Annotated in this window: 18 protein-coding genes and 1 pseudogene; 8 read left to right on the top strand and 11 right to left on the bottom strand. The window is 50.1% G+C overall.

Translation table 11 applies throughout. The annotated features are described in order from the left end of the window. Window positions 1–132 precede the first annotated feature (132 nt). Window positions 133–1,143 (bottom strand): LacI family DNA-binding transcriptional regulator, encoded by a 1,011-nt coding sequence (locus tag J0A65_RS06125; RefSeq protein WP_232849772.1) that lies wholly within the window; start codon window positions 1,141–1,143, stop codon window positions 133–135. 161 nt (window positions 1,144–1,304) lie between these two features. On the opposite strand from J0A65_RS06125, the pseudogene J0A65_RS27290 reads away from it, so the two are divergent. Continuing rightward, window positions 1,305–1,668, top strand: a pseudogene (locus J0A65_RS27290) (glycoside hydrolase family 92 protein); the annotation flags it as partial. A gap of 630 nt (window positions 1,669–2,298) precedes the next feature. After that, the gene (locus J0A65_RS06135; protein WP_206593260.1) at window positions 2,299–3,981 is read left to right on the top strand and encodes a putative bifunctional diguanylate cyclase/phosphodiesterase; all 1,683 of its coding nucleotides are present in this window, start codon (window positions 2,299–2,301) and stop codon (window positions 3,979–3,981) included. Here the strand turns inward: J0A65_RS06135 and J0A65_RS06140 are convergent. Beyond that, on the bottom strand, window positions 3,952–4,212 hold the full coding sequence (locus tag J0A65_RS06140; protein WP_206593261.1) for a hypothetical protein: 261 nt from the start codon (window positions 4,210–4,212) through the stop codon (window positions 3,952–3,954). The genes J0A65_RS06135 and J0A65_RS06140 overlap by 30 nt on opposite strands. Before the next feature lie 299 nt (window positions 4,213–4,511). Here J0A65_RS06140 and J0A65_RS06145 point away from each other — a divergent pair, with 299 nt between their 5' ends. The 6 genes from J0A65_RS06145 to J0A65_RS06170 all read left to right on the top strand — a co-directional run bounded on the left by J0A65_RS06145 (window position 4,512) and on the right by J0A65_RS06170 (window position 11,606). Next, a complete protein-coding gene (locus tag J0A65_RS06145) occupies window positions 4,512–6,836 on the top strand; it encodes a TonB-dependent receptor domain-containing protein (RefSeq protein WP_206593262.1) in 2,325 nt (774 codons plus the stop codon). 159 nt (window positions 6,837–6,995) lie between these two features. Beyond that, window positions 6,996–8,276, top strand: a complete 1,281-nt coding sequence (locus J0A65_RS06150; RefSeq protein ID WP_206593263.1) for an MFS transporter — start codon at window positions 6,996–6,998, stop codon at window positions 8,274–8,276. Window positions 8,277–8,393: 117 nt separating this feature from the next. Beyond that, window positions 8,394–9,011: a PepSY-associated TM helix domain-containing protein gene (locus J0A65_RS06155; RefSeq protein WP_206593264.1), complete on the top strand. Its 618-nt coding sequence runs from the start codon at window positions 8,394–8,396 to the stop codon at window positions 9,009–9,011. 2 nt (window positions 9,012–9,013) lie between these two features. After that, window positions 9,014–9,505, top strand: a complete 492-nt coding sequence (locus tag J0A65_RS06160; protein ID WP_206593265.1) for a DUF2271 domain-containing protein — start codon at window positions 9,014–9,016, stop codon at window positions 9,503–9,505. A 14-nt stretch (window positions 9,506–9,519) separates the two neighbouring features. Next, window positions 9,520–10,371 (top strand): DUF4198 domain-containing protein, encoded by an 852-nt coding sequence (locus J0A65_RS06165; RefSeq protein ID WP_232849773.1) that lies wholly within the window; start codon window positions 9,520–9,522, stop codon window positions 10,369–10,371. A 293-nt stretch (window positions 10,372–10,664) separates the two neighbouring features. Next, window positions 10,665–11,606, top strand: a complete 942-nt coding sequence (locus J0A65_RS06170; RefSeq protein ID WP_206593266.1) for a DUF4382 domain-containing protein — start codon at window positions 10,665–10,667, stop codon at window positions 11,604–11,606. A 281-nt stretch (window positions 11,607–11,887) separates the two neighbouring features. Here the strand turns inward: J0A65_RS06170 and J0A65_RS06175 are convergent, their stop codons facing one another. From J0A65_RS06175 to J0A65_RS06215, 9 genes are all read right to left on the bottom strand, one after another. Next, window positions 11,888–12,727 (bottom strand): NAD(P)H-binding protein, encoded by an 840-nt coding sequence (locus tag J0A65_RS06175; protein WP_206593267.1) that lies wholly within the window; start codon window positions 12,725–12,727, stop codon window positions 11,888–11,890. A 66-nt stretch (window positions 12,728–12,793) separates the two neighbouring features. After that, a complete protein-coding gene (locus J0A65_RS06180; protein WP_206593268.1) occupies window positions 12,794–13,792 on the bottom strand; it encodes a cytochrome d ubiquinol oxidase subunit II in 999 nt (332 codons plus the stop codon). Continuing rightward, complete coding sequence (locus J0A65_RS06185) at window positions 13,792–15,159, bottom strand: cytochrome ubiquinol oxidase subunit I (protein WP_206593269.1); 1,368 nt, start codon at window positions 15,157–15,159, stop codon at window positions 13,792–13,794. Before J0A65_RS06185 ends, J0A65_RS06180 begins: the two co-directional genes overlap by 1 nt. 74 nt (window positions 15,160–15,233) lie before the next feature. Further along, on the bottom strand, window positions 15,234–15,797 hold the full coding sequence (locus J0A65_RS06190; RefSeq protein WP_206593270.1) for a GbsR/MarR family transcriptional regulator: 564 nt from the start codon (window positions 15,795–15,797) through the stop codon (window positions 15,234–15,236). Window positions 15,798–15,908: 111 nt separating this feature from the next. Continuing rightward, window positions 15,909–16,367, bottom strand: a complete 459-nt coding sequence (locus tag J0A65_RS06195) for a GNAT family N-acetyltransferase (protein ID WP_206593271.1) — start codon at window positions 16,365–16,367, stop codon at window positions 15,909–15,911. Further along, window positions 16,367–16,921, bottom strand: coding sequence for a helix-turn-helix domain-containing protein (locus J0A65_RS06200; RefSeq protein WP_206593272.1), 555 nt, complete (start codon window positions 16,919–16,921; stop codon window positions 16,367–16,369). The genes J0A65_RS06195 and J0A65_RS06200 overlap by 1 nt, the downstream gene beginning before the upstream one ends. A 112-nt stretch (window positions 16,922–17,033) precedes the next feature. Further along, complete coding sequence (locus J0A65_RS06205) at window positions 17,034–17,330, bottom strand: antibiotic biosynthesis monooxygenase family protein (RefSeq protein WP_206593273.1); 297 nt, start codon at window positions 17,328–17,330, stop codon at window positions 17,034–17,036. Between the two features lie 25 nt (window positions 17,331–17,355). Next, entirely contained in the window at window positions 17,356–17,796 is a 441-nt protein-coding gene (locus tag J0A65_RS06210; protein WP_206593274.1) for an FMN-binding negative transcriptional regulator, read from the bottom strand. Beyond that, on the bottom strand, window positions 17,796–18,443 hold the full coding sequence (locus J0A65_RS06215; protein WP_206593275.1) for a pyridoxamine 5'-phosphate oxidase family protein: 648 nt from the start codon (window positions 18,441–18,443) through the stop codon (window positions 17,796–17,798). Before J0A65_RS06215 ends, J0A65_RS06210 begins: the two co-directional genes overlap by 1 nt. Window positions 18,444–18,532 lie beyond the last annotated feature (89 nt).

Here is an 18,532-nt window from a genome sequence, read left to right on the forward strand (position 1 = left end):
GGATGCGCTATCTTAACCAGTTTGGTTCACATCTGGGCTATTCACCGCTTGCAGATCATCGTGTTTTATCAAGAAGATAACCCGTCTGGCTAACCGAATGGAACAACCACCCGGGCAAACGTGCAGCCAACCTTAACCAGAGCTGCGTGGAATAAACTCCACATCTACCAAAATACGTCCCTCAGAGGCGACCGCATCCTTTTTATTGCCTAGTAGTCTGCATACCGCGCGACCAATTTTGTCGGCATCGATATGCACGGTGGATAACGCCGGAGACATGCGGCAGGAGTCTTCCAGATCATCAAAGCCCACCACCGCAATATCCTGTCCGGGAATCCGGCCTAAGGCGCGCAGCTGTTCAATGGCGCCGTAGGCAATCACATCGTTAAAGCATACCAAGGCTTGCAGCAAAGGGTCGGCTTCCAGCGCCTGAATTACGGCTTGTCGTCCACCATGACGGTTGGTTTGAGCCTGGATACGGGTGATATGTTGCTTATTTAAGCCTGCACCGTCGACAGCCTGATTGAAACCACACAAGCGCTCATGGAAGTCAGAAATACTTTCGTTACCACCGATAAAGGCAATGTGTTTAAAGCCTCGGTTGAGCAAATGCTGAGTGGCCAAACGGGTTCCTCTGATGTTATCCGGGATCACCACGGGAGCACGGGCACCGGCAACATCCCGCATGATATGGATAACTGGGATACCGGCATCTATTTGCTGGTTAACCCAGGCGGCATCAGTTCCGGGAGCCGGACAAATGATCAGCGCAGCCAAGCGGTATTCTTTGAGCTTCTGCACGAGTTGTTTCTGGGTGGCAAAGTCCTCACCGCTGTTTACCAGTACGGACATATAGTCCATGGCACGGATATGCCTCTCCAAACCCACTGCCAGCTGGGCCGAATAGGGGTTAGTCAGGTCATTGATGACGATACCGACCAGATTGGAGCGGCGACTGCGCAGGGCTGCAGCATCACGGTTATACACGTAGCCCAGTTCATCAATGGCTTTTAAGACTTTTTCTCTGGAGCGGTCACTGACTTTGTCGCTTTCCGTTAACACCAAAGAGACGGTGGATTTGGAAACGCCTGCCTGTCTGGCGACGTCGAAAACTGTTATGTTTTTGTTGCTATTTATTGTCATTGGAATAAATCGTGGTTTTATCGTCCGGCATCGATCCGAAATGCCTTGAACAATACGATAGGCTTATTTTAACTTGTTAACAATTTTGGAAGGTTCCTTGATTTATTGAATTACGATGAACAATCCTGATTGTGGCTTTATTAACTAAGAAGGCTTTGGCGATGTCCCATCTACCGACAACAGGAAAATGGCTTAAGCTTTGTCTGGCGGGGTTGCTGAGCGGCCTGATACATTTACCTGCCATAGCAAGTACTCCTCCTAAAATCGCTAACAGTCAGTTTGTTGACCCTTTCATCGGTACAGGTGGTGACGGTCATAGTTTCCCCGGTGCTGTGGTGTCTTTCGGCATGATGCTGCTAAGTCTGGATACTGAGGCCGTGTTCCGCGGTGTTGACCCGCAACCTTAAATCTACAAAGGCTGTGCCGGTTATCATCAAGACGATACCACTATGCTGGGTTTTTCACACACCCATTTTTCAGGAATCGGCCGCTCAGACTTTGGTGACTTGCTGATCCAGTCCATGGTGGGTGTTGCTCATACCAAGCCCGGCTTTTTCCTCAGCTATCTGGCGGATACTTATGAGCCGGATTTGGTCTACAAGTATAATCTGTCGGCACTTACATTCGAGGGCTGGAGCTTTGAAAAGGCCATTCAATCCATCATTGTTAAGCCTATTAATAGCCTATGGTAGGAATACCAATTGTCTTTACCCTACTGACATTATTTAAAAATATGTGGGTAAATGTTTATGCGCTAAATCAACTAGTTTGATATCGGAAAAAAGAATCAACTAGTAAAAACATAGTAAAACAAAGAATCTCTCTTGTTTGGCCGCTAAAAGTGGCTGTTTTTCGTTTTTAATGCTTGTAATACGAGCATATATCCGTTCAAATTGTTCGCATAATCAACAATCTGCGGATGTAGAACAGTCAAAATAGCTGTCGACCAAAGCAGATGAAAAATAAAAATAAAATATGCAGCCAACTAATACCTTCAGGCTGAAAAGACTTAGGGAACTACAATTTTTAACCCAGCTTTGTTTGGTCGTTGTGTTTTTACACTGGACCTGGATTGGCGAATGGGTTGTTACCGCATATGTACCCTGTGTCTCGGTACTCCTGTACATCAGCTATCGCATAGCCTCTTGCGGCCGGATGGAGCTGGGTATTGCCCTATTCCTGGGGATAGTGAATTTTAGTGCTTTGCTGTTTATGTGGGTGTTTTACGGGCTGCGAGATGAAGTGGTGATGCTGTTGCCAGCAGTCATGTTCTTTGCCGCCATGCTAAGCGGTATGCGGCTTATGCTGTGGAGTTTCGCTTTGAATGCCATTAACTTGCTGCTGCTTGGTAGTGTGGGGCATTTTTCCCAGTGGCATCGTGTCATCCCAGAACAAGACCTCAATAGTGCCTTTTTAATGTTACTGCTGCTGGGCATGACCGCTTACGGTATCTGGACAGTGGTTTCTCAACTGCGCACCACCCTGGATGAATTACGTCTGGAAAATGCCAGGTATAGAGACTCTCAGGTACAAGTGGCGCAGCTTATTCATCATGATCCCCTCACCGGTTTAGCCAACCGGCTAAAAGCCCGAGAAATATTCGAAACTTCCGTGCACGCGGCGAAAGCCAACCAAACTATGGTGGCGTTGACCTTTCTGGATCTGGATAACTTCAAGTCTATTAACGATTCATTAGGTCATAGATTAGGAGATATCTATCTTCAGCAAGTTGCCAACAAGTTCAAATCGACCTTGCGTGAGTCCGACCATTTGTGTCGCTTTGGTGGAGACGAGTTTGTCATCATCAGTACTAACCTCACGCACAGCAAGCAAGTCGACGCTCTGGCCATGCGTATTTTGCAATGCAGTGCCATGCCACTGGAAATTGACGGCCATGAGCTGACCCTGACCTGTTCCATGGGCATCTCAATGGTGCCGCAAGACGGCAATGATTTTGACAACATTTGCCAGCAAGCCGATTTAGCCATGTATACGGCGAAGGAAAGTGGTCGTAATCAGTACCGTTACTTCCAGCCCAATATGAGTGAGCAACTCTCCAAGCAGTTAGGCCTGGAACGTGGCCTTAGAAATGCCATCGAGCTTAAGCAATTGTCCATTCATTATCAGCCTAAAGTCTGTCTTCGCAGCGGCAAAATTGAGTCGGTTGAAGCCTTGCTACGTTGGGACCATCCGCAGATTGGCCGGATCAGCCCCGATGTATTTATTCCCCTGGCTGAACGCTGTGGACAAATTGGTGTATTGGGTGAGTGGGTGTTGGAAAATGCGATTTCTCAATGTGTGGAATGGCATAAGGCCGGCTTGCCGGAGTTGTCTGTGGCAGTGAACGTTTCCCCCATGCAGTTACTCAGTGGGCGTTTTGCCCGCACGCTCGCGAGTTTATTAGAAAAGTATGGGCTGGAAGGGCGCTTTCTGTTGCTGGAGCTGACCGAGTCGGTTTTCATCGAAGCCAAACAGGAATTGCAGCAGTGTTTGTCCACCGTGCAGGGGCTGGGGGTGAATCTGGCTATTGATGACTTTGGTACTGGCTACTCCAACCTGGCTTATCTGAAAAAATTCAGGGTTGCACAGCTGAAGATTGATCGCTCCTTTGTGACCAATTTGCTGGATAGCGCCGAGAACCAGGCGATTGTCACGGCTATCGTTAATATGTCTCATAGTCTGGGCCTGACGACTATTGCTGAAGGTATAGAAGATAAACCGACGGCCGATTTTCTGACTAGCCTGGGCTGTGACAAGGGGCAAGGGTTTCATTGGTCGGCACCTTTGGATGCGGCGCAAATGCCAAGATTATTGCAACTGCTGCGCCCAGCCTGCTAAGCCATCATGCAGACCCACATAAGACCAGTTCAGCATGCTTTGAAAGTCACCGATAGCGGTGCTGCCAATGTCATAGACAAATTCAGCATCCAAGCCACGACGGTTAATACCGCCGAGGTTTCCATTAAACACATCTACCCCGGCAATCACACCGGCACACTTGCTGCTGCGTACAGGGTTAACCGAGTCACAGTATAAGCCGTTACCCATACATTCACGCAGTTTGGTCACTGCGCTGATAGTGATTAAGGTATTGTCCAGTCAGCGTCGTCAGCGCGATTGAGAGGGCAGAAAGTCTGAAACTCTTTGTCATGATGCAGTTCCTCTGTGTCTTGTTCGCTTTATGGAAGATTCCATAAAGCGAACAAGACTTTTTGAGATTATCCTGCCTGGATTCAAACTACACGCGGCAGTAATAAGAATTATTTTCGCATAAATATAAATTGCTAACACAAATGCAAGTCGTTATCATTTGTGTTGTTTGGCGGGGTGTGGAAATTCCGTCTGGTTATTTTTGTATGGAGTGGTTCATGTCACAGTTTTCTCTGCAATATCTGTCTACTGCTGTTGCCCTAGGTTTATCTTTACCCGTTATTGCCAACCCGGTTCCTTCTCAGGATGTAGAAACCATAGTGGTAACAGCGTCGGGATTTGAGCAGAAGCTGGTAGATGCCCCTGCCAGTGTTTCTGTGATCAGCCGTGTTGAACTACAAAATAAACCTTTTACCAGCCTTGCAGATGCGCTTCGTGACATTGAAGGCATTGATGTGGGTAGTGGTCAGGATAAAAACGGTAACATCAGCATCACTATGCGCGGTTTACCCTCTGACTACACCTTGGTCCTGATCAACGGTCGCCGCCAATCAGACATTGGTGACATTGGTCCCAACAACTTTGGCAATAGCCAGTTTATGTATATGCCGCCACTGGAGGCCATTGAGCGAATCGAAGTGGTGCGCGGGCCTATGTCTACCTTGTACGGTGCCGATGCCATAGGTGGTGTCATTAACATTATTACCCGCAAACAGATGGAAGAAACCGTTGGCAGCCTGAGTCTCGGCTCCACGTTCCAGCAAGATGACCAATATGGTGATGACCAAAAAGCGGACTTCTATCTGACTGGCCCCAGCGGTATCGATAATCTGGCCTATACCCTGAGGGCCAGTATCTATGACCGTGAGCAAAGCGAACCGACTTATGCTGATAGCTTGCCTTTACCAGGAGGTGGTACCTGGACGGATGAAGGCAGTTTTGGTGACAAGAAAATTGTCGCGGCAAAAAACTGGAATGCGGGGTTTAGTCTGAACTATGCCCTTAGTGACACCCAGGAACTGGCCTTTGATTATGACATTGCCAAGCAGCGTTATGACAATACGCAAGGGCAGACTGGCACCCTGGATAGTCCCGTCAGCCTGTGGCGTAGCCGTGGCGGTATCATTCAGCCAAGGGTAGGTTACACCCCTTACCAACGTGTAGAGCGTGAACAATTTGTCTTGTCGCATATCGGCCGTTGGGAGCAGGGTACCCTGACTAGCAGTTTAACGCGTAGTCGCAGCGAAAACTTCGGTCGTTCATTACCTCTGACAGTGCAGGAGCGCAGTGATTTACAAGCTATCTGGGATCAGGCTGTGCTTGATCAGGGCAGCAACAATCCTAAGTTGACCGAGACGTTGTACAACAAACTGGAACAGCAGTTCTTGCCCAGGCCCTTACGCAATCTGAAAATCGACAATCTGATCCTGGATACCAAGCTAGAATCTCAGTGGCAAAATCACTATTTCGTCGTTGGTGGTCAGTACTTCAACGCGGAAATGGAAGACGGCGTCTTCGGCATGTATGGCGACGGTTTCCGGCAGGGTACCAGCCAGAAACACCAACAGTGGGCTGTTTTTGCTGAAGACAGCTGGGATCTGAGCGACGCACTCACTGCAGTATTTGGTGGTCGTTATGATGATCACAACATCTTTGGTGGTCAGTTTAGTCCTCGTGCTTATCTCAATGTGAGTCTGAACGAAGACTGGACGGTTAAAGGTGGCATCAGCACGGGGTATAAAACCCCTAAGCCCAATCAGTTGTTCCCCGGTATCGTCGGTTTTGGCGGCCAAGGTGTTAGCCCTTTTGTCGGCACCCCGGATCTGCAGCCTGAAACCAGTGTGAACTACGAAGTGGCTGCCTACTATCAGGGCAACGCCTGGTTAAGCGGTAACATCACACTGTTTTATAACGACTTTAAAGACAAGATAATTAATCAGGATAATCTGCCAAATTGTGAAGTGGCGGCAAATGGACAGGCTTGTGTTGATATTGGTCCAGGTTGGGCTGGTTTAGGCTATACCAGTTTCTCTCAGGCGGATAATGTGGATAAGGCTGAAACCCGCGGAGTGGAATTGGCTGGTAAGCTAAGCTTTACCGACAACCTGAGCCTGAATGCCAACTACACCTATACCGACAGCGAAGTGAAAAGCGGCCGTGACGCGGGTTTACCGCTGGTCAGCACACCCAAAAATATGTTGAACGCTACCCTTAACTGGCAAGTACTGGAGGACCTGAGCCTGTCGTTAATTGCTGAGGTACGCAGTAAACGCTTCCGCGGCACCGCAGATGTGCAGGGGCCACAGGGGTCAGAAACTGTCGAGCTTTACTATAAGGCTTATGAGTTGCTGCATTTGGCAGCGCGTTATCAGGTCAACGACAAGCTGACCATTCATGGTCGTATTAACAACCTGTTAGATGAAAACCTGTCTACCCGTACTTGCTTGTTGTCGGCAGATGAACTGGGATATGAATGCGCGTCTGACTACAACACTACGGAAAAAGCCCGTAGCTTCTGGGTGTCGGCCAATTATCTGTTCTGAGTCGCCGAGCAACTAGATTCATCATCTTCGAATTGAAAATCCCCGCTTTGCGGGGTTTTTTTTAGCTAAATGGTCGATTAAGTAAAATTTCATTGTCATTTCGCGCAGATTATTGCTATCCAATAGCCTTAGTTTCTCTTGTAAATTCAAGACCTCCTCATGCCCAGAGCAACCCTTACCACACTGGCATCTCCTCTTCTCAGTCTACTGGTGTACTCCATTGGTCATGGACTGCTGACGACCTTACTGACCCTTAGAATGACTGCGGAAGATGTCTCGCCAACCCTGATTGGTATGATTTCAACGGCCTATTTTGCCGGTTTGATGATGGGCTCTTTTATCAACAGTAAAGTGATTATGCGGGTAGGGCATATCCGTGCCTATGCGGCTTATGCTTCAATCCTTTGCAGTCTGGCCTTATTGTTCGGCATTTTTGTCGCCCCGGAATCATGGATGCTGCTGCGTCTTATCGGTGGGTTTGCGACCGGGGGATTACTGGTGGTGATTGAATCCTGGATCATTGTCAGTAGCCCTGTAGCGCACCGGGGGCGCATTATGGCGCTGTATATGGTGCTGTTTTACGCGGCCATGATCTTGGGGCAAATGGCTTTGAAGCAGCTCGATATTATGACATTGTTGCCTTTTGTTTTTGCAGCACTGGCCTGTTCTTTGTCTGTATTGCCGCTGGTGCTCTCTAAAGTCAGTGTGCAGCATCTGGAGCGCCATGAAAAATTGCCCTTTTTCAGTCTGATTCGCCTCACACCTACAGCCGTATTCAGTTGCTTTATCTCCGGCCTTATCCTCAGTGTGGCATATGGCCTGTTGCCGTTTTTCTATGCTAAATCCGGTATGCAGATCAAAGACATCGCCGATATGATGGCCTACCTGATACTTGGCGGACTCTGCCTGCAATACCCTCTTGGACGCTTGTCTGACCGTTTTGACCGGCGTTTGGTATTGATCTGTCTGTTCAGTGGCATCTTGCTGGTGGGATTGGCATTTGTATTACTGCATCCAAGTGGCAACAGCACGCAAGCCGCCATATTAACCCTGATGCTGGGTGGCGTGATTTTCGCGGTTTACCCCATCAGTCTCAGCCAGGCCTGTGATGAACTCAACCCCTCTCAGGTCGTGGCGGCTAATCAGGGTTTATTACTGTGTTACAGCATAGGGGCCATGAGTGGTCCACTGTTGGCACCTGTGTTTATTCACCAATTTGGCCCGCAAGGCATCTTTATTTACTTTGCCTGTGCATCGGCAATTTGTTTGCTTTTCCTTATCTGGCGGCGCTTGGTACGAGAACCCGTGCCACTGGAAGATCATGTGGCATTCTCCACCAGTACGCCTAACACCCCGGTGATGGCAGAGTTAGACCCGCGAGCCGATGCCTCCCCTTTGATGCCAGATGACCCCGCCCAGGATTATTACGACAAACGCTGATAAGGTTGCGCCAAATTATTAAGTTCGCAAATAGGAATGATTTGCATATTTAATTGTATCCGTTTAAAGTCTGCGACATTGACCCGTTAACGGGGTTGTCAGCCGAGATGTTTTGTTATGTCCAGAGGTGCGCTTCGCTCCTTTTACAGCAGCAGCCGCTGGCTGCATATTTACCTGTCTACCGCCTTATTTGCATTGCTGGTGTTTTTTTGTATCAGCGGCGTTGTGCTCAATCATATCAGTTGGCTGGATGACACGGGCGAGGCCGGCGATCAACGTCTTGAGCTTCCGGTTTCGTGGTACACGCTGGAAGCCGCTCCTGAGCAACTAATCGCTGAGGTAGGAGCATACCTGCAAAACCAGCATAACCTGCGCGCTCCTCGCGCAGTGGAGTGGTCAGCCGATGACCAGGAGCTGGTAATGGACTACGCCTTACCAGCGGGCTTTGCCTTAGTCACGTTGGACCTCCAGGGCAGAGAATTGCTGCTTGAGTTCCATAAAGGCAACTGGTTGTCGGTATGGGGGGATCTGCATAAAGGCCGGCACAGTGGCCAGGCATGGTCCTGGGTGATTGATGTGTCAGCGGTTCTGATGCTGCTGTTTGCCCTCACTGGCATGGTGATCCTGTTGCAAAACCGTACCAAACGTCGCTCCGGGCTGATAGCAGCAGCCTTAGGCGTGATCACACCGGTACTGATTTATGTTCTGTTTGTACCAACACTTTTGGGAGTTTAAGGATGAAATATGCTGCTCTGGTGCTTGCCGCCACTCTGATTGGCGGCTATGCCGATGCTGCACAGCTTGAAATAACCCTGAATCAGCCAGCACTCGATGTTCAGCCTTATCACCGCCCTTACATTGCCGTATGGGTGGAAGATAGTCAGCGCAATGCGGTTGCCACTATTGCGCTGTGGAAGCAGTTGGAAGAAGGCGACAAATGGCTCAAAGACCTGCGCCAGTACTGGCGTAAGGTGGGGCGTAATGCTGGTAGTGAGATCGATGCGGTCACCGGTGCCACACGTCGCCCTGGCGACCATCTGTTGCACTGGGATGGTAAGGACAGCCAAGGTAAGCCGCTGCCTGCCGGAGAATATTTACTGAACGTCGAAGCGTCACGGGAAGAAGGCGGCAGAGACTACCACAGGGTGGCCTTTGAGCTTGGCAAACAAGGGCAAATTAACTTACCGGCCAAAATTGAACTGGGCCCAATTCAAATCAGTGTGAAATAGGAAGGAATGTTGCAATGCGTATAAAACCCATAGCGCTATGGATTAAAGCGGCTGGCCTTGCCGGTCTGATGTTAAGCAGCCAAGCGGCGCTGGCTCACGCCCGTTGGTTGGTGCCCAGTCATACTAATCTGTCTGGCCAGGAAGCCCATGCCATTGCGCTGGACTTGAGTATTTCCAATGATATTTTTCATGCCGACAAAAGCTATGGCAATTCCACTGATAAGGGGCCAGGCGGGCGCAGTAAACCTCAGCTTATCGCCACTGCGCCAGACGGCAGCCGCAGTGACGCAATCGCGTATGTGGACTTACTTCGAAAAAGCGCGGCTGGTGTAACGCTGAGCCAGTCCGGCACTTATCGTATTGGTTTGGAACAACCCGCTACCTTGTTTACTTTTTTTAAGGATGCTAAGGGTGAGCGCGGCCGGGTTTTCGGTGGTAAGGACAGCCAGGAGATACCCTCAGGCGCCACCGCTTTGTCTACCACACGAATGCAGGCCAGAGTGGAAACCTTTGTCAGTCGCAACCAAACTACCGACATCAAGCCCACCGGCCAGGGACTGGAACTGGGTGGCGGCACCCATCCCAATGATCTGTTCACCGGTGAAACCATTCGCTGGCAGTTATTGCAGGACGGCAAGCCGGTAGCTGAAGGCACCGAAGTGACATTAATGCGTGCCGGTACCCGCTATCGTAACGAGCGAGGGGACATCCAGCTTAAAGCCGATGCGCAAGGTTTTATTCAAGTGTCGTTGGAGCATGCCGGTATGTACTTGCTGGAAGCTGGGGTAAACCGCGAATCTGATACTCAGGGGATAGATACTGAGCGGGCCTCACTATTTTTAACCTTTGAAGTCGTACCAGCCTGATATTTCAGCAGATCGGTGCAATATCGATCTGCACCACCTTTCTTTTAACTCATTGATTATTAATGCCTAATCTTGGGTGTCTCAATTTGGGGACATCCTTGTGTTCCTATTGATAAAGGGATCTCTTGGGAAACCACCTGCTTTGCACAATGGCTGTCGGCAATTTGAGACAGTTATGCACGGAGTAGGGCATGTATGTTTGATTAACTTTATGTTTTGGCTAGTGAATATATAACTGGTTCAGTTCTTGATTGGCTACCCGCCGAGTAGTAACTGAAATATAGGAGCACCCTATGAAACCCATGTTATCCGTTTTTCCATTAGCCCTGCTGTTAAGCGCTTGTGGAGGCTCTGGCAGTGATAGCGAACCGGTTCCACCAACACTTACCTCTACCTCAACTTTCTTTTCTCTGGCCGTTTCCGATGCGCCGGTTGATGAGGCGCAGGCGGTGGTTGTGTATTTTGATGAGGTGGAGCTGATAAGTAGTGAAGGTAATCAGCGTTTTTCTGTCACGGATGAAAGTGGAAATCCCAGAAAAGTAGATTTGTTGTCTGTGCAAGGGAGTGCTTTTGAGTCCATTGTATCTGCGACGGAAATCCCGCTAGGAACCTATTCGCAACTGCGCGTATCCGTTACCGATGCGTCCTACATCGAAATGAATGAAGGCACCTTTCCATTAAAAGTTCCCAGCGGTGAACTGAAGCTGGATGGCTTTACCGCCCTGCCTAATGTGCAGGCTGCTTACACCCTGGAATTTGATTTACGTAAGTCCCTTGTCGATCCCGTTGGTCAACAGGTTATTTTCCTTAAGCCCCGTGGTGTCAGGCTGGTTGCTAACAGCGAGGTGGGCGTACTGGAAGGCACTGTAGCATCAAGCCTGATTGAGGATGCCAGCTGTGCCGATAAGGTTGACCCTCTGGTGGGTAACGCGGTTTATCTGTATGCCGGTAAGGACATAGCATTTGATAACCTAGGTGATGATGCCGACAGCCCGACTGATACCAATGAAGTGTCACCGTACAGCATGGCAGCCGTAAACTTTGATGAAGCCACGTCAACTTATCGTTATCAGGTTGGTTATGTCGCCGCAGGTGATTATACCCTGGCCTTTACTTGCCGCGCGGATCTGGATATGCCTGAGACTGATGAGGGGCTGGATGATGGCTTTGTACTGATGCAGGCTAAGGAAGCCGCAGTGTCTGCTGGGCAAACAACAGTGCTTGATTTCCCCTGATCGCTAGTGCCGACAGGGTTGTCACCCTGTTGGTTGTTTAGTAAACAATAAGGGTGTCGGGAATTGGCAACAACCATATCCCGATATTTTTATTGAAATATGGATAACCTTTTGAAAATAAAGAGAAATAAAAGTTGGCCCGCATCTTGATATGTATTTAGTAACTCGACGAGTTGGTGCCACTCCTCCGACTCGACGAGCTCCAAACGGGCCGGCATTCGCCCTTAAGAGTGCCATTCCCTGAAGGTGTTTTGGCCGTACCACTTTGGTACGGTCTTTTTTTATGTGCCTAAAAATTCCGGCTGCCAGCCAAGATTCGTTCTGGCTTTTTCACTGCACAGTTGTTGATGCAGTCCATAGCCTTCAGTCCAGGTGCCGTAGGTAGCAAGCCAGTCGCTGATAGGGACGCGTTTTACCGCTTTGTCGGCAAGTCGCCCGGCGAGTGTTACTGCCGGTATATGCAACGCACAACCAATATACTCCTCGCCATCTTGGCCCCGTTCAATTACCAAGCGATAAAGCCTGGCTAAATCCCGCCGTTCCACAATAGGCCAACTGAGATTCTCGATATCAGGAATAGTGGGCTGGCCGTGACGTTCCAGTTCCCAATGCAGGATTGGCATGGCAAATTGCTGCGCCTCGCTAACCACATTGGCCGGACTGATCCTGCGCAAACGAATATTTGGCTGTGTAGCTAACCAAGTGCTGTTATCCAGCATCCATTGAAAGTCACGAATTGACTGGGGCTGGCTTTGTTCGTTGATCTGGCTTGGCTGGCTACCAAAGGTCCAGCAACCTGTGGTATAGACAATCAGCAGGGGCTCGGTGCGTGTTGCGGCGGCATTCCCTACAGCCTTCATTAAGCGTAGGTCGACGTCCCCCATGTCATCACCAAACCCACAGGCGGTATGAATCAGCACATCAACTTCGCTAAGCGCATCAACCCAGTTTTCCGGTGCGTTAATGTCACCTATCAATGTGCTGACATTGTCGGGTAGTGAGGATGCACTTTTTGCACTTCGACAAAGTGCGGTCAGCCGATACTGGTGGACTAATAACTCGGCTACAACGGCAGAGCCTATACTGCCTGTGGCGCCTGTGATTAAAACGCGGTTGTCCATATTTAATTCTCCATTATTCATAACAGTATCATGCAAAAATGGCGGGTGACTGTGATTCTTATGGCGTCAGTAGTATCGCAGTTCGCGTACCTTGCCCCAAAATACCCGGTACGACCAGAGGGTATAGGCCAGGATGCAGGGTACCACAATCAGGGCGCCCACCAGAATAAAGCGCAGAGAGGCCGGCGCACTGGCTGCCTCAAAGATGGTCATTTTGCCCGGTACAATATCGGGGAAGAAACTGAATGCCAGACCCTGGAAGCAGAACAAAAAGATAAACAGGGCAATTATAAAGGGCACCCAGCAACCTGAGTCGTCAGCCAGCGGCATGCGCTTGAGCACCTGATGGCAGATAACAAACAAACAGAGGCTGACAAAGGGAATCGGCCAGATAAACAGGGCAAAGGGCAGGCTGGTCCAACGTTCCAACACCGCGGCATTGATGAGCGGATTGACCAGGCACACCGCCAGCACCCCAACAAAGCAGATCCAGCCGGTTTTACGCGCCCAGTGAATGGCTTTAAGTTGCAGTTCACCTTCGGTTTTCATAATCAGCCAGCAGGCACCAATAAAGCAGTAGGCGGCGGTAACGCCGAAACCACTAAGCAGGGCAAATACTTCGGCTTGCAGACTATGTTCAAAGCCCATGATATACATGCCCAGCATGTAACCCTGCATAAAGGACGCCAGCAGGGAGCCAAACTTAAAGGCCTTATCCCAGTTTGGCTTGCGGGTTTGCTTGACCTTGGCGCGAAAATCAAAGGCTACCCCCCGTAATATCAGGCCAAATAACATAAAGGTGGCGGGCAGGTACAGCTCTTTAAGCACTAGGCTGTGGGCACTGGGGAAGGCGATAAAGAGCAAGCCGACGGCCAGTACCAGCCAGGTTTCATTGGCGTCCCAGAACGGGCCGATTGAGGCGATCATCTGGTCGGCTTTTTGCTCATGCTTCAAGGGCAGTAACATGCCAACACCCAAATCGTAACCGTCGAGAATAGCGTAAACCAGGATGGCTAATCCCATTAGGCCAACAAAGATATAGGGCAGATGTGCGTCCAAAATCATCAGTTTGCTCCTTGGGCCAGAGGCGCGTTGTCTTTGTAATTGGGGTGCTCTTCGGGTTGAATTTCTTCTATTTCCACTGCTTTGCGAGCCATCAGCATCAGGGTACGGATATAAGCCACCAGTAAAAAGGCATACAGGCTGATATACAGAATAAAGGTCAGCAACACATTGCCTGAGGCAATATCGGTAACCGCATCGGCGGTACGCAGCACACCGCTGACCAGATAAGGCTGACGGCCAATCTCTGTCACATACCAACCCGCCAGGGTCGCCAGCCAGCCAGAGAATGTCATGGCCATCGTGGTCTTCAGCATCCAGGGCGATAGTTGGCCTTTACGCCACAGTTGATAACTACCAACCCAGGCTACCAACAGCATCAGCATGCCAATACCGACCATAATGCGAAAGCCATAGAACACCGGTTTTACCGGCGGGTGCTCGCCGATAAATTCGTTGAGGCCACGAATTTCACCGTCCATTTCATGGGTCAGAATCAGACTGGCCATATTGGGAATGCCGATGGCGAAATGGTTGGTGCGCTGCGCCTCGTCAGGAATGGCGAACAGTAGCAGCGGGGCGCCTTGTTCGGTTTCCCAAACCCCTTCCATAGCAGCGACTTTTTGTGGCTGGTGCTTAAAGGTGTTCAGGCCGTGCAGGTCGCCCACCAGAATCTGCAGTGGCATCAGTATGGCGGCAAAGGTCAGCGCAGTTTTCAGGGCCAGACGGGGAGCGCGTTTACTGTCGCCCCGGTAGATGCGATAGGCCGATAGACCTGCCATCAGGAAACTGGCGGTCAGGCCGGAAGCCAGCAACATATGGGCTAAACGATAGGGGAAGGATGGATTAAAGATTACCGCCCACCAGTCCAGCACATGTGCCACTCCATCGCGCATTTCAAAACCCTGCGGGGTCTGCATCCAGGAGTTGAGTGCCAGGATCCAAAATGCCGATAAGGAGGTGCCAATCGCCACCATGCAGGTCGCCAGGGTGTGTACCCAGTTAGGTACCCGGCCCTGGCCAAACAGCATCACGCCAAGGAAGGTGGCTTCCAGAAAAAACGCGGTCAGCACTTCATAGCCAAGCAGCGGACCGGCAATATTGCCAACCTTCTCCATAAAGCCCGGCCAATTGGTGCCAAACTGGAAAGACATGGTAATACCTGAAACCACGCCCAGCGCAAAGCTCAAGGCGAAGACTTTTACCCAAAACCGGTAGGCGCGCATCCAGACCGGATCGCGGGACAGATCAAAACGAATTTTGAAATAGCACAGCAGCCAGCACAGGGCGATGGTAATAGTCGGGAATAAAATGTGGAAACTGATATTGGCGGCAAATTGCAGCCGGGACAGCAACAGTACGTCTTCCATCCGGTTTCTCCGATTGGGGTTAGAACTGTCCGGCCAACCCGGCCGGACTTTAAGTCGGCGCAGCGGCCCGCAGGTTAGCGGTTTTCTTTGCGCTCTTCCTTGCCGATAAACTTATCTTTCATATCCAGCACTTTGCCGACACCGGAACTGAGTTTAAGCAGGGTATTGAGGTTATCCGGGCTTAAGCGCTGCAACTCGTTGGTCCATTTGGTCACAGATTCAAGCAGGTCGTGGATTTCCTGCAAACGTTGTTGGGCGTGCTGCTCTTGTGAGTTGGAAGGCTTGTCTAGCAGCATATCGCGCAGCAGCGACAGGGTAGGATCAATTTCGCGTTTACGGCGCTCTTCCATCACCCGCTTAGCCATATCCCAGATACTGCCGATAGCGCGGAAATAGTCCTTGCGGTCCCCTGGCAGGTGAGACAGTTGTACCAACTGCCAGGACTGCAATTCTTTCAGGCCCATACTGACGTTGCCGCGGGAGATATTCAGGGTTTCAGCGATATCATTGGCGGTCAGCGGCTCTGCACTGATCACCAGCAGGGCGTACATCTGCCCGACGGTGCGGTTAAAGCCCCAGCGGCTGCCCATTTCGCCGAAGTGCATCACAAAGCTGGTGAGGTTTGGAGTCAGATTCATGGTTTTTCTGAAGTTTCAGTAATTTCTGAAAATTATAAATGTTTATTGATCTGGCGCAAGGTTTTTAGGTGATTTTTTTGTGGGATCTCATTGGTGTTGGCAAAACAGGCTCTAGTCCAGATTCAGATGGAAAAACTGATTGAACGGACTTTTCTCGTAATCACCAAAGGCTGGGCCACTTATAAAGCCGTAGCGCTGGTATAGGCGGATAGCGGGGTCAAATGCCTCGCCTGAGCCGGTTTCCAGCATTAGTCGACCTATACCTCTTATTTTGGCCTGCTGGATGATATGTTCCAGCAACCTGCTTGCTACCCCTTGTTTAAGGCAATCGGGGTGGGTACGCATGGATTTAATTTCACCTTCGTCAGTATTCAGGGTTTTCAGTGCACCGATGCCGCAAGCGATATCCTCAAGCCAGGCGCAATAAAGTTGGATCCCGGGCTGCTTAAACGCGGATAAATCCAGGGCGAATACCTGTTCGGGCGGCGAGTTTTCATACATGCCAGCCAGGTGTATTTGCAACAGCCCGATAACCTGGGGATGGCTAAGGTCGGCGTTAGTTATTTTCATCAGGGATTTCCTACAGCTAACAAATACTGGGCGGTGTGCTTACCCGGATTATGGAACTGACTGGTGCCGAACAATTTAAAACGTATGGCATCGCCACTGTGTAATTCAAAATGTTGCGTATCTAGTGTCAGTTGCAGGCAACCTTGCTGCATCACCAGGTGTTGTTCCAGTCCCGGAAGCGGCGGCTTAGCAAATTGGACAAGGGCCCCAGCCGGTAATTTGATCTCCAGCAGTTCAATATTGAAGCCGTTGGCCGGCGGAGACAGCAAACGGCGCTGATAGCCGCTTTGTGGGTCGGTCCACTCCGGCATCTGCGCGGCCCGAAACAAGCTAATACCGCCGGACTCAGCGTCATACATCAATTGTGACAAGGTGATGCCATAGATATTGCACAGGCTGTTTAACTGGCTAGCGGTTGGGCTGGTGCTGGCATTTTCCATGCGTGACAGGGTGGCTTTGCTGATCCCACTGTTTGTTGCCAGCGTGTCCAGTGACATCTTGTGCTGTTGACGCAGTTTAAGTAAATACGCGGCTAGACGTTTCTCGGTGTTCATTTCGAATATGAAATAATGTTTCTTTTTTGGGATGTTATGGGGTGGTAATGAAATGGTCAATAGCGCAACAAAAAATGCCCTGCATTTACTGCTCGGGCAACGGGAAGTTCTGTTATTCAGCCGGTACCTGGTACTGACGATGAATCTCGGCGACCTGGACCAGGTAGCGGTTGTACCATCCCGCCCGGCCTTTTTTCTGCGCCTGGGCATGCAGAGGATCCGCCTTCCATGCCTGAATGGAAGTCATATCCGGCCAATAAGAGATGGCCACTTCCTGATTGCCTTCGCATAAGGCAAAAAACTCCACGCAGCCATATTTATCCATAGCCAATTGCCGTAACTTGCCAGCTAATTCAGAGTATTCTTGATCCAGCTCGCCGATCTCTGCACGAAAAATAACCGCAAACATAAAATCTCCTTAGTGAGGACAAATATCAGTATTCGAAAGTTGCTAACCTTTGCATATAAGCACGCAGTTCACCGGCCTGAGCCTGAGTAGATGCTGCCAATCCTTGCTCAAACTTATCCAGCAGTCTGTTCATACAGGCATCTGCTTCTGGTTCACTAAGTAAGGTTGTCTTACCGGATACCTGCAAACTCACATAGTTCCAGGTAGGCACCGCGGGCTTGCGGTGATACCAGGTCGGCGAAATATATGCATGCGGACCGCGAAACAACACCAATTGGCGGCCGCCGTCTAACGTCTCGCAATGCGGGTTATTGCCCGCCAGATGTCCGTAAAGCACCATCCCCTGTTCGTCCAGCAGAAAGGGAAGCTGGCTGACCTGCCAACTTTCGCTGATCATACTGGCAAAGGGATAGTGCTCCATCAAATCTCGAGCCTGGGCCAACGTCATGCTTTGCTTGGCTTGCATTAAATGGCTCCATTGGCCGGACTAAGGGGTAAAGGGTAGGCCATATTTTCTGTTTGCAGTGGGTCTTGCTGCAAAACGCCCCACTGACGTTGGATAGGCATAACCCCTGCCCATACCGGCCAACCGTAATCTTCATCATCGTCTGAGGGAGGGGCACTACGCACCTTAACCGAGGCTTCATTAATCGGTATGGCGACCACGGCGGTGAGCATCATTTCCTGTTCGTTTATGGGCCTGAGCTGTTGCCAGCGACCTGGGGATAAACGTTCGACAAACAATTCCAATTGCCGACGCTTTTCTACTTCGTCTTCAATAAGTTGTGGAACACCGAAAAGGGTAACTGAGCGATAGTTAACCGAATGATGGAAAGCGCTCCTGGCCAAAACCAGGCCATCCAACTGGCTGATGTTAACGCACACACTTTGGCCCTGACTGGCGTACACATTTCTGGCTCTGGCATGGCCGTGCCAATACAGCATATCACCATCGCGCCAGTGACAAGTTGGAGTGACCACAGGGTAGCCTTCGTGGATCTGTGCCACGTGGCAGAGCAAAGACTGGTCAATTATCTGTTTAACCAATTGTGGATCATAGTCAGCCCGTTTACGGCCACGTTTTACCTGGGTTCTTTGACTGGGAGCTTGCATATAGGCGTCCTGCTGATTTCGTTAGGATGCTAGGTTATCTTTTCTGGATGTGTTAAAAATATCCAGATTGATAAAATTTTTAGATACCA

Source organism: Bowmanella yangjiangensis (assembly GCF_017255015.1).
In the GTDB taxonomy this organism is placed as follows: domain Bacteria; phylum Pseudomonadota; class Gammaproteobacteria; order Enterobacterales; family Alteromonadaceae; genus Bowmanella; species Bowmanella yangjiangensis.

Excerpts from the sequence above, each read along its gene's own strand:
- J0A65_RS06170 (WP_206593266.1), top strand. The coding sequence starts at position 10,665 with ATGAAACCCATGTTATCCGTTTTTCCATTAGCCCTGCTGTTAAGCGCT.
- J0A65_RS06160 (WP_206593265.1), top strand. The coding sequence starts at position 9,014 with ATGAAATATGCTGCTCTGGTGCTTGCCGCCACTCTGATTGGCGGCTAT.
- J0A65_RS06145 (WP_206593262.1), top strand. The coding sequence starts at position 4,512 with ATGTCACAGTTTTCTCTGCAATATCTGTCTACTGCTGTTGCCCTAGGT.
- J0A65_RS06150 (WP_206593263.1), top strand. The coding sequence starts at position 6,996 with ATGCCCAGAGCAACCCTTACCACACTGGCATCTCCTCTTCTCAGTCTA.
- J0A65_RS06215 (WP_206593275.1), bottom strand. The coding sequence starts at position 18,443 with ATGCAAGCTCCCAGTCAAAGAACCCAGGTAAAACGTGGCCGTAAACGG.
- J0A65_RS06180 (WP_206593268.1), bottom strand. The coding sequence starts at position 13,792 with ATGATTTTGGACGCACATCTGCCCTATATCTTTGTTGGCCTAATGGGA.
- J0A65_RS06205 (WP_206593273.1), bottom strand. The coding sequence starts at position 17,330 with ATGTTTGCGGTTATTTTTCGTGCAGAGATCGGCGAGCTGGATCAAGAA.
- J0A65_RS06200 (WP_206593272.1), bottom strand. The coding sequence starts at position 16,921 with ATGAACACCGAGAAACGTCTAGCCGCGTATTTACTTAAACTGCGTCAA.
- J0A65_RS06210 (WP_206593274.1), bottom strand. The coding sequence starts at position 17,796 with ATGCAAGCCAAGCAAAGCATGACGTTGGCCCAGGCTCGAGATTTGATG.
- J0A65_RS06190 (WP_206593270.1), bottom strand. The coding sequence starts at position 15,797 with ATGAATCTGACTCCAAACCTCACCAGCTTTGTGATGCACTTCGGCGAA.
- J0A65_RS06135 (WP_206593260.1), top strand. The coding sequence starts at position 2,299 with ATGGAGCTGGGTATTGCCCTATTCCTGGGGATAGTGAATTTTAGTGCT.
- J0A65_RS06175 (WP_206593267.1), bottom strand. The coding sequence starts at position 12,727 with ATGGACAACCGCGTTTTAATCACAGGCGCCACAGGCAGTATAGGCTCT.
- J0A65_RS06155 (WP_206593264.1), top strand. The coding sequence starts at position 8,394 with ATGTCCAGAGGTGCGCTTCGCTCCTTTTACAGCAGCAGCCGCTGGCTG.
- J0A65_RS06165 (WP_232849773.1), top strand. The coding sequence starts at position 9,520 with ATGCGTATAAAACCCATAGCGCTATGGATTAAAGCGGCTGGCCTTGCC.
- J0A65_RS06125 (WP_232849772.1), bottom strand. The coding sequence starts at position 1,143 with ATGACAATAAATAGCAACAAAAACATAACAGTTTTCGACGTCGCCAGA.
- J0A65_RS06195 (WP_206593271.1), bottom strand. The coding sequence starts at position 16,367 with ATGAAAATAACTAACGCCGACCTTAGCCATCCCCAGGTTATCGGGCTG.
- J0A65_RS06185 (WP_206593269.1), bottom strand. The coding sequence starts at position 15,159 with ATGGAAGACGTACTGTTGCTGTCCCGGCTGCAATTTGCCGCCAATATC.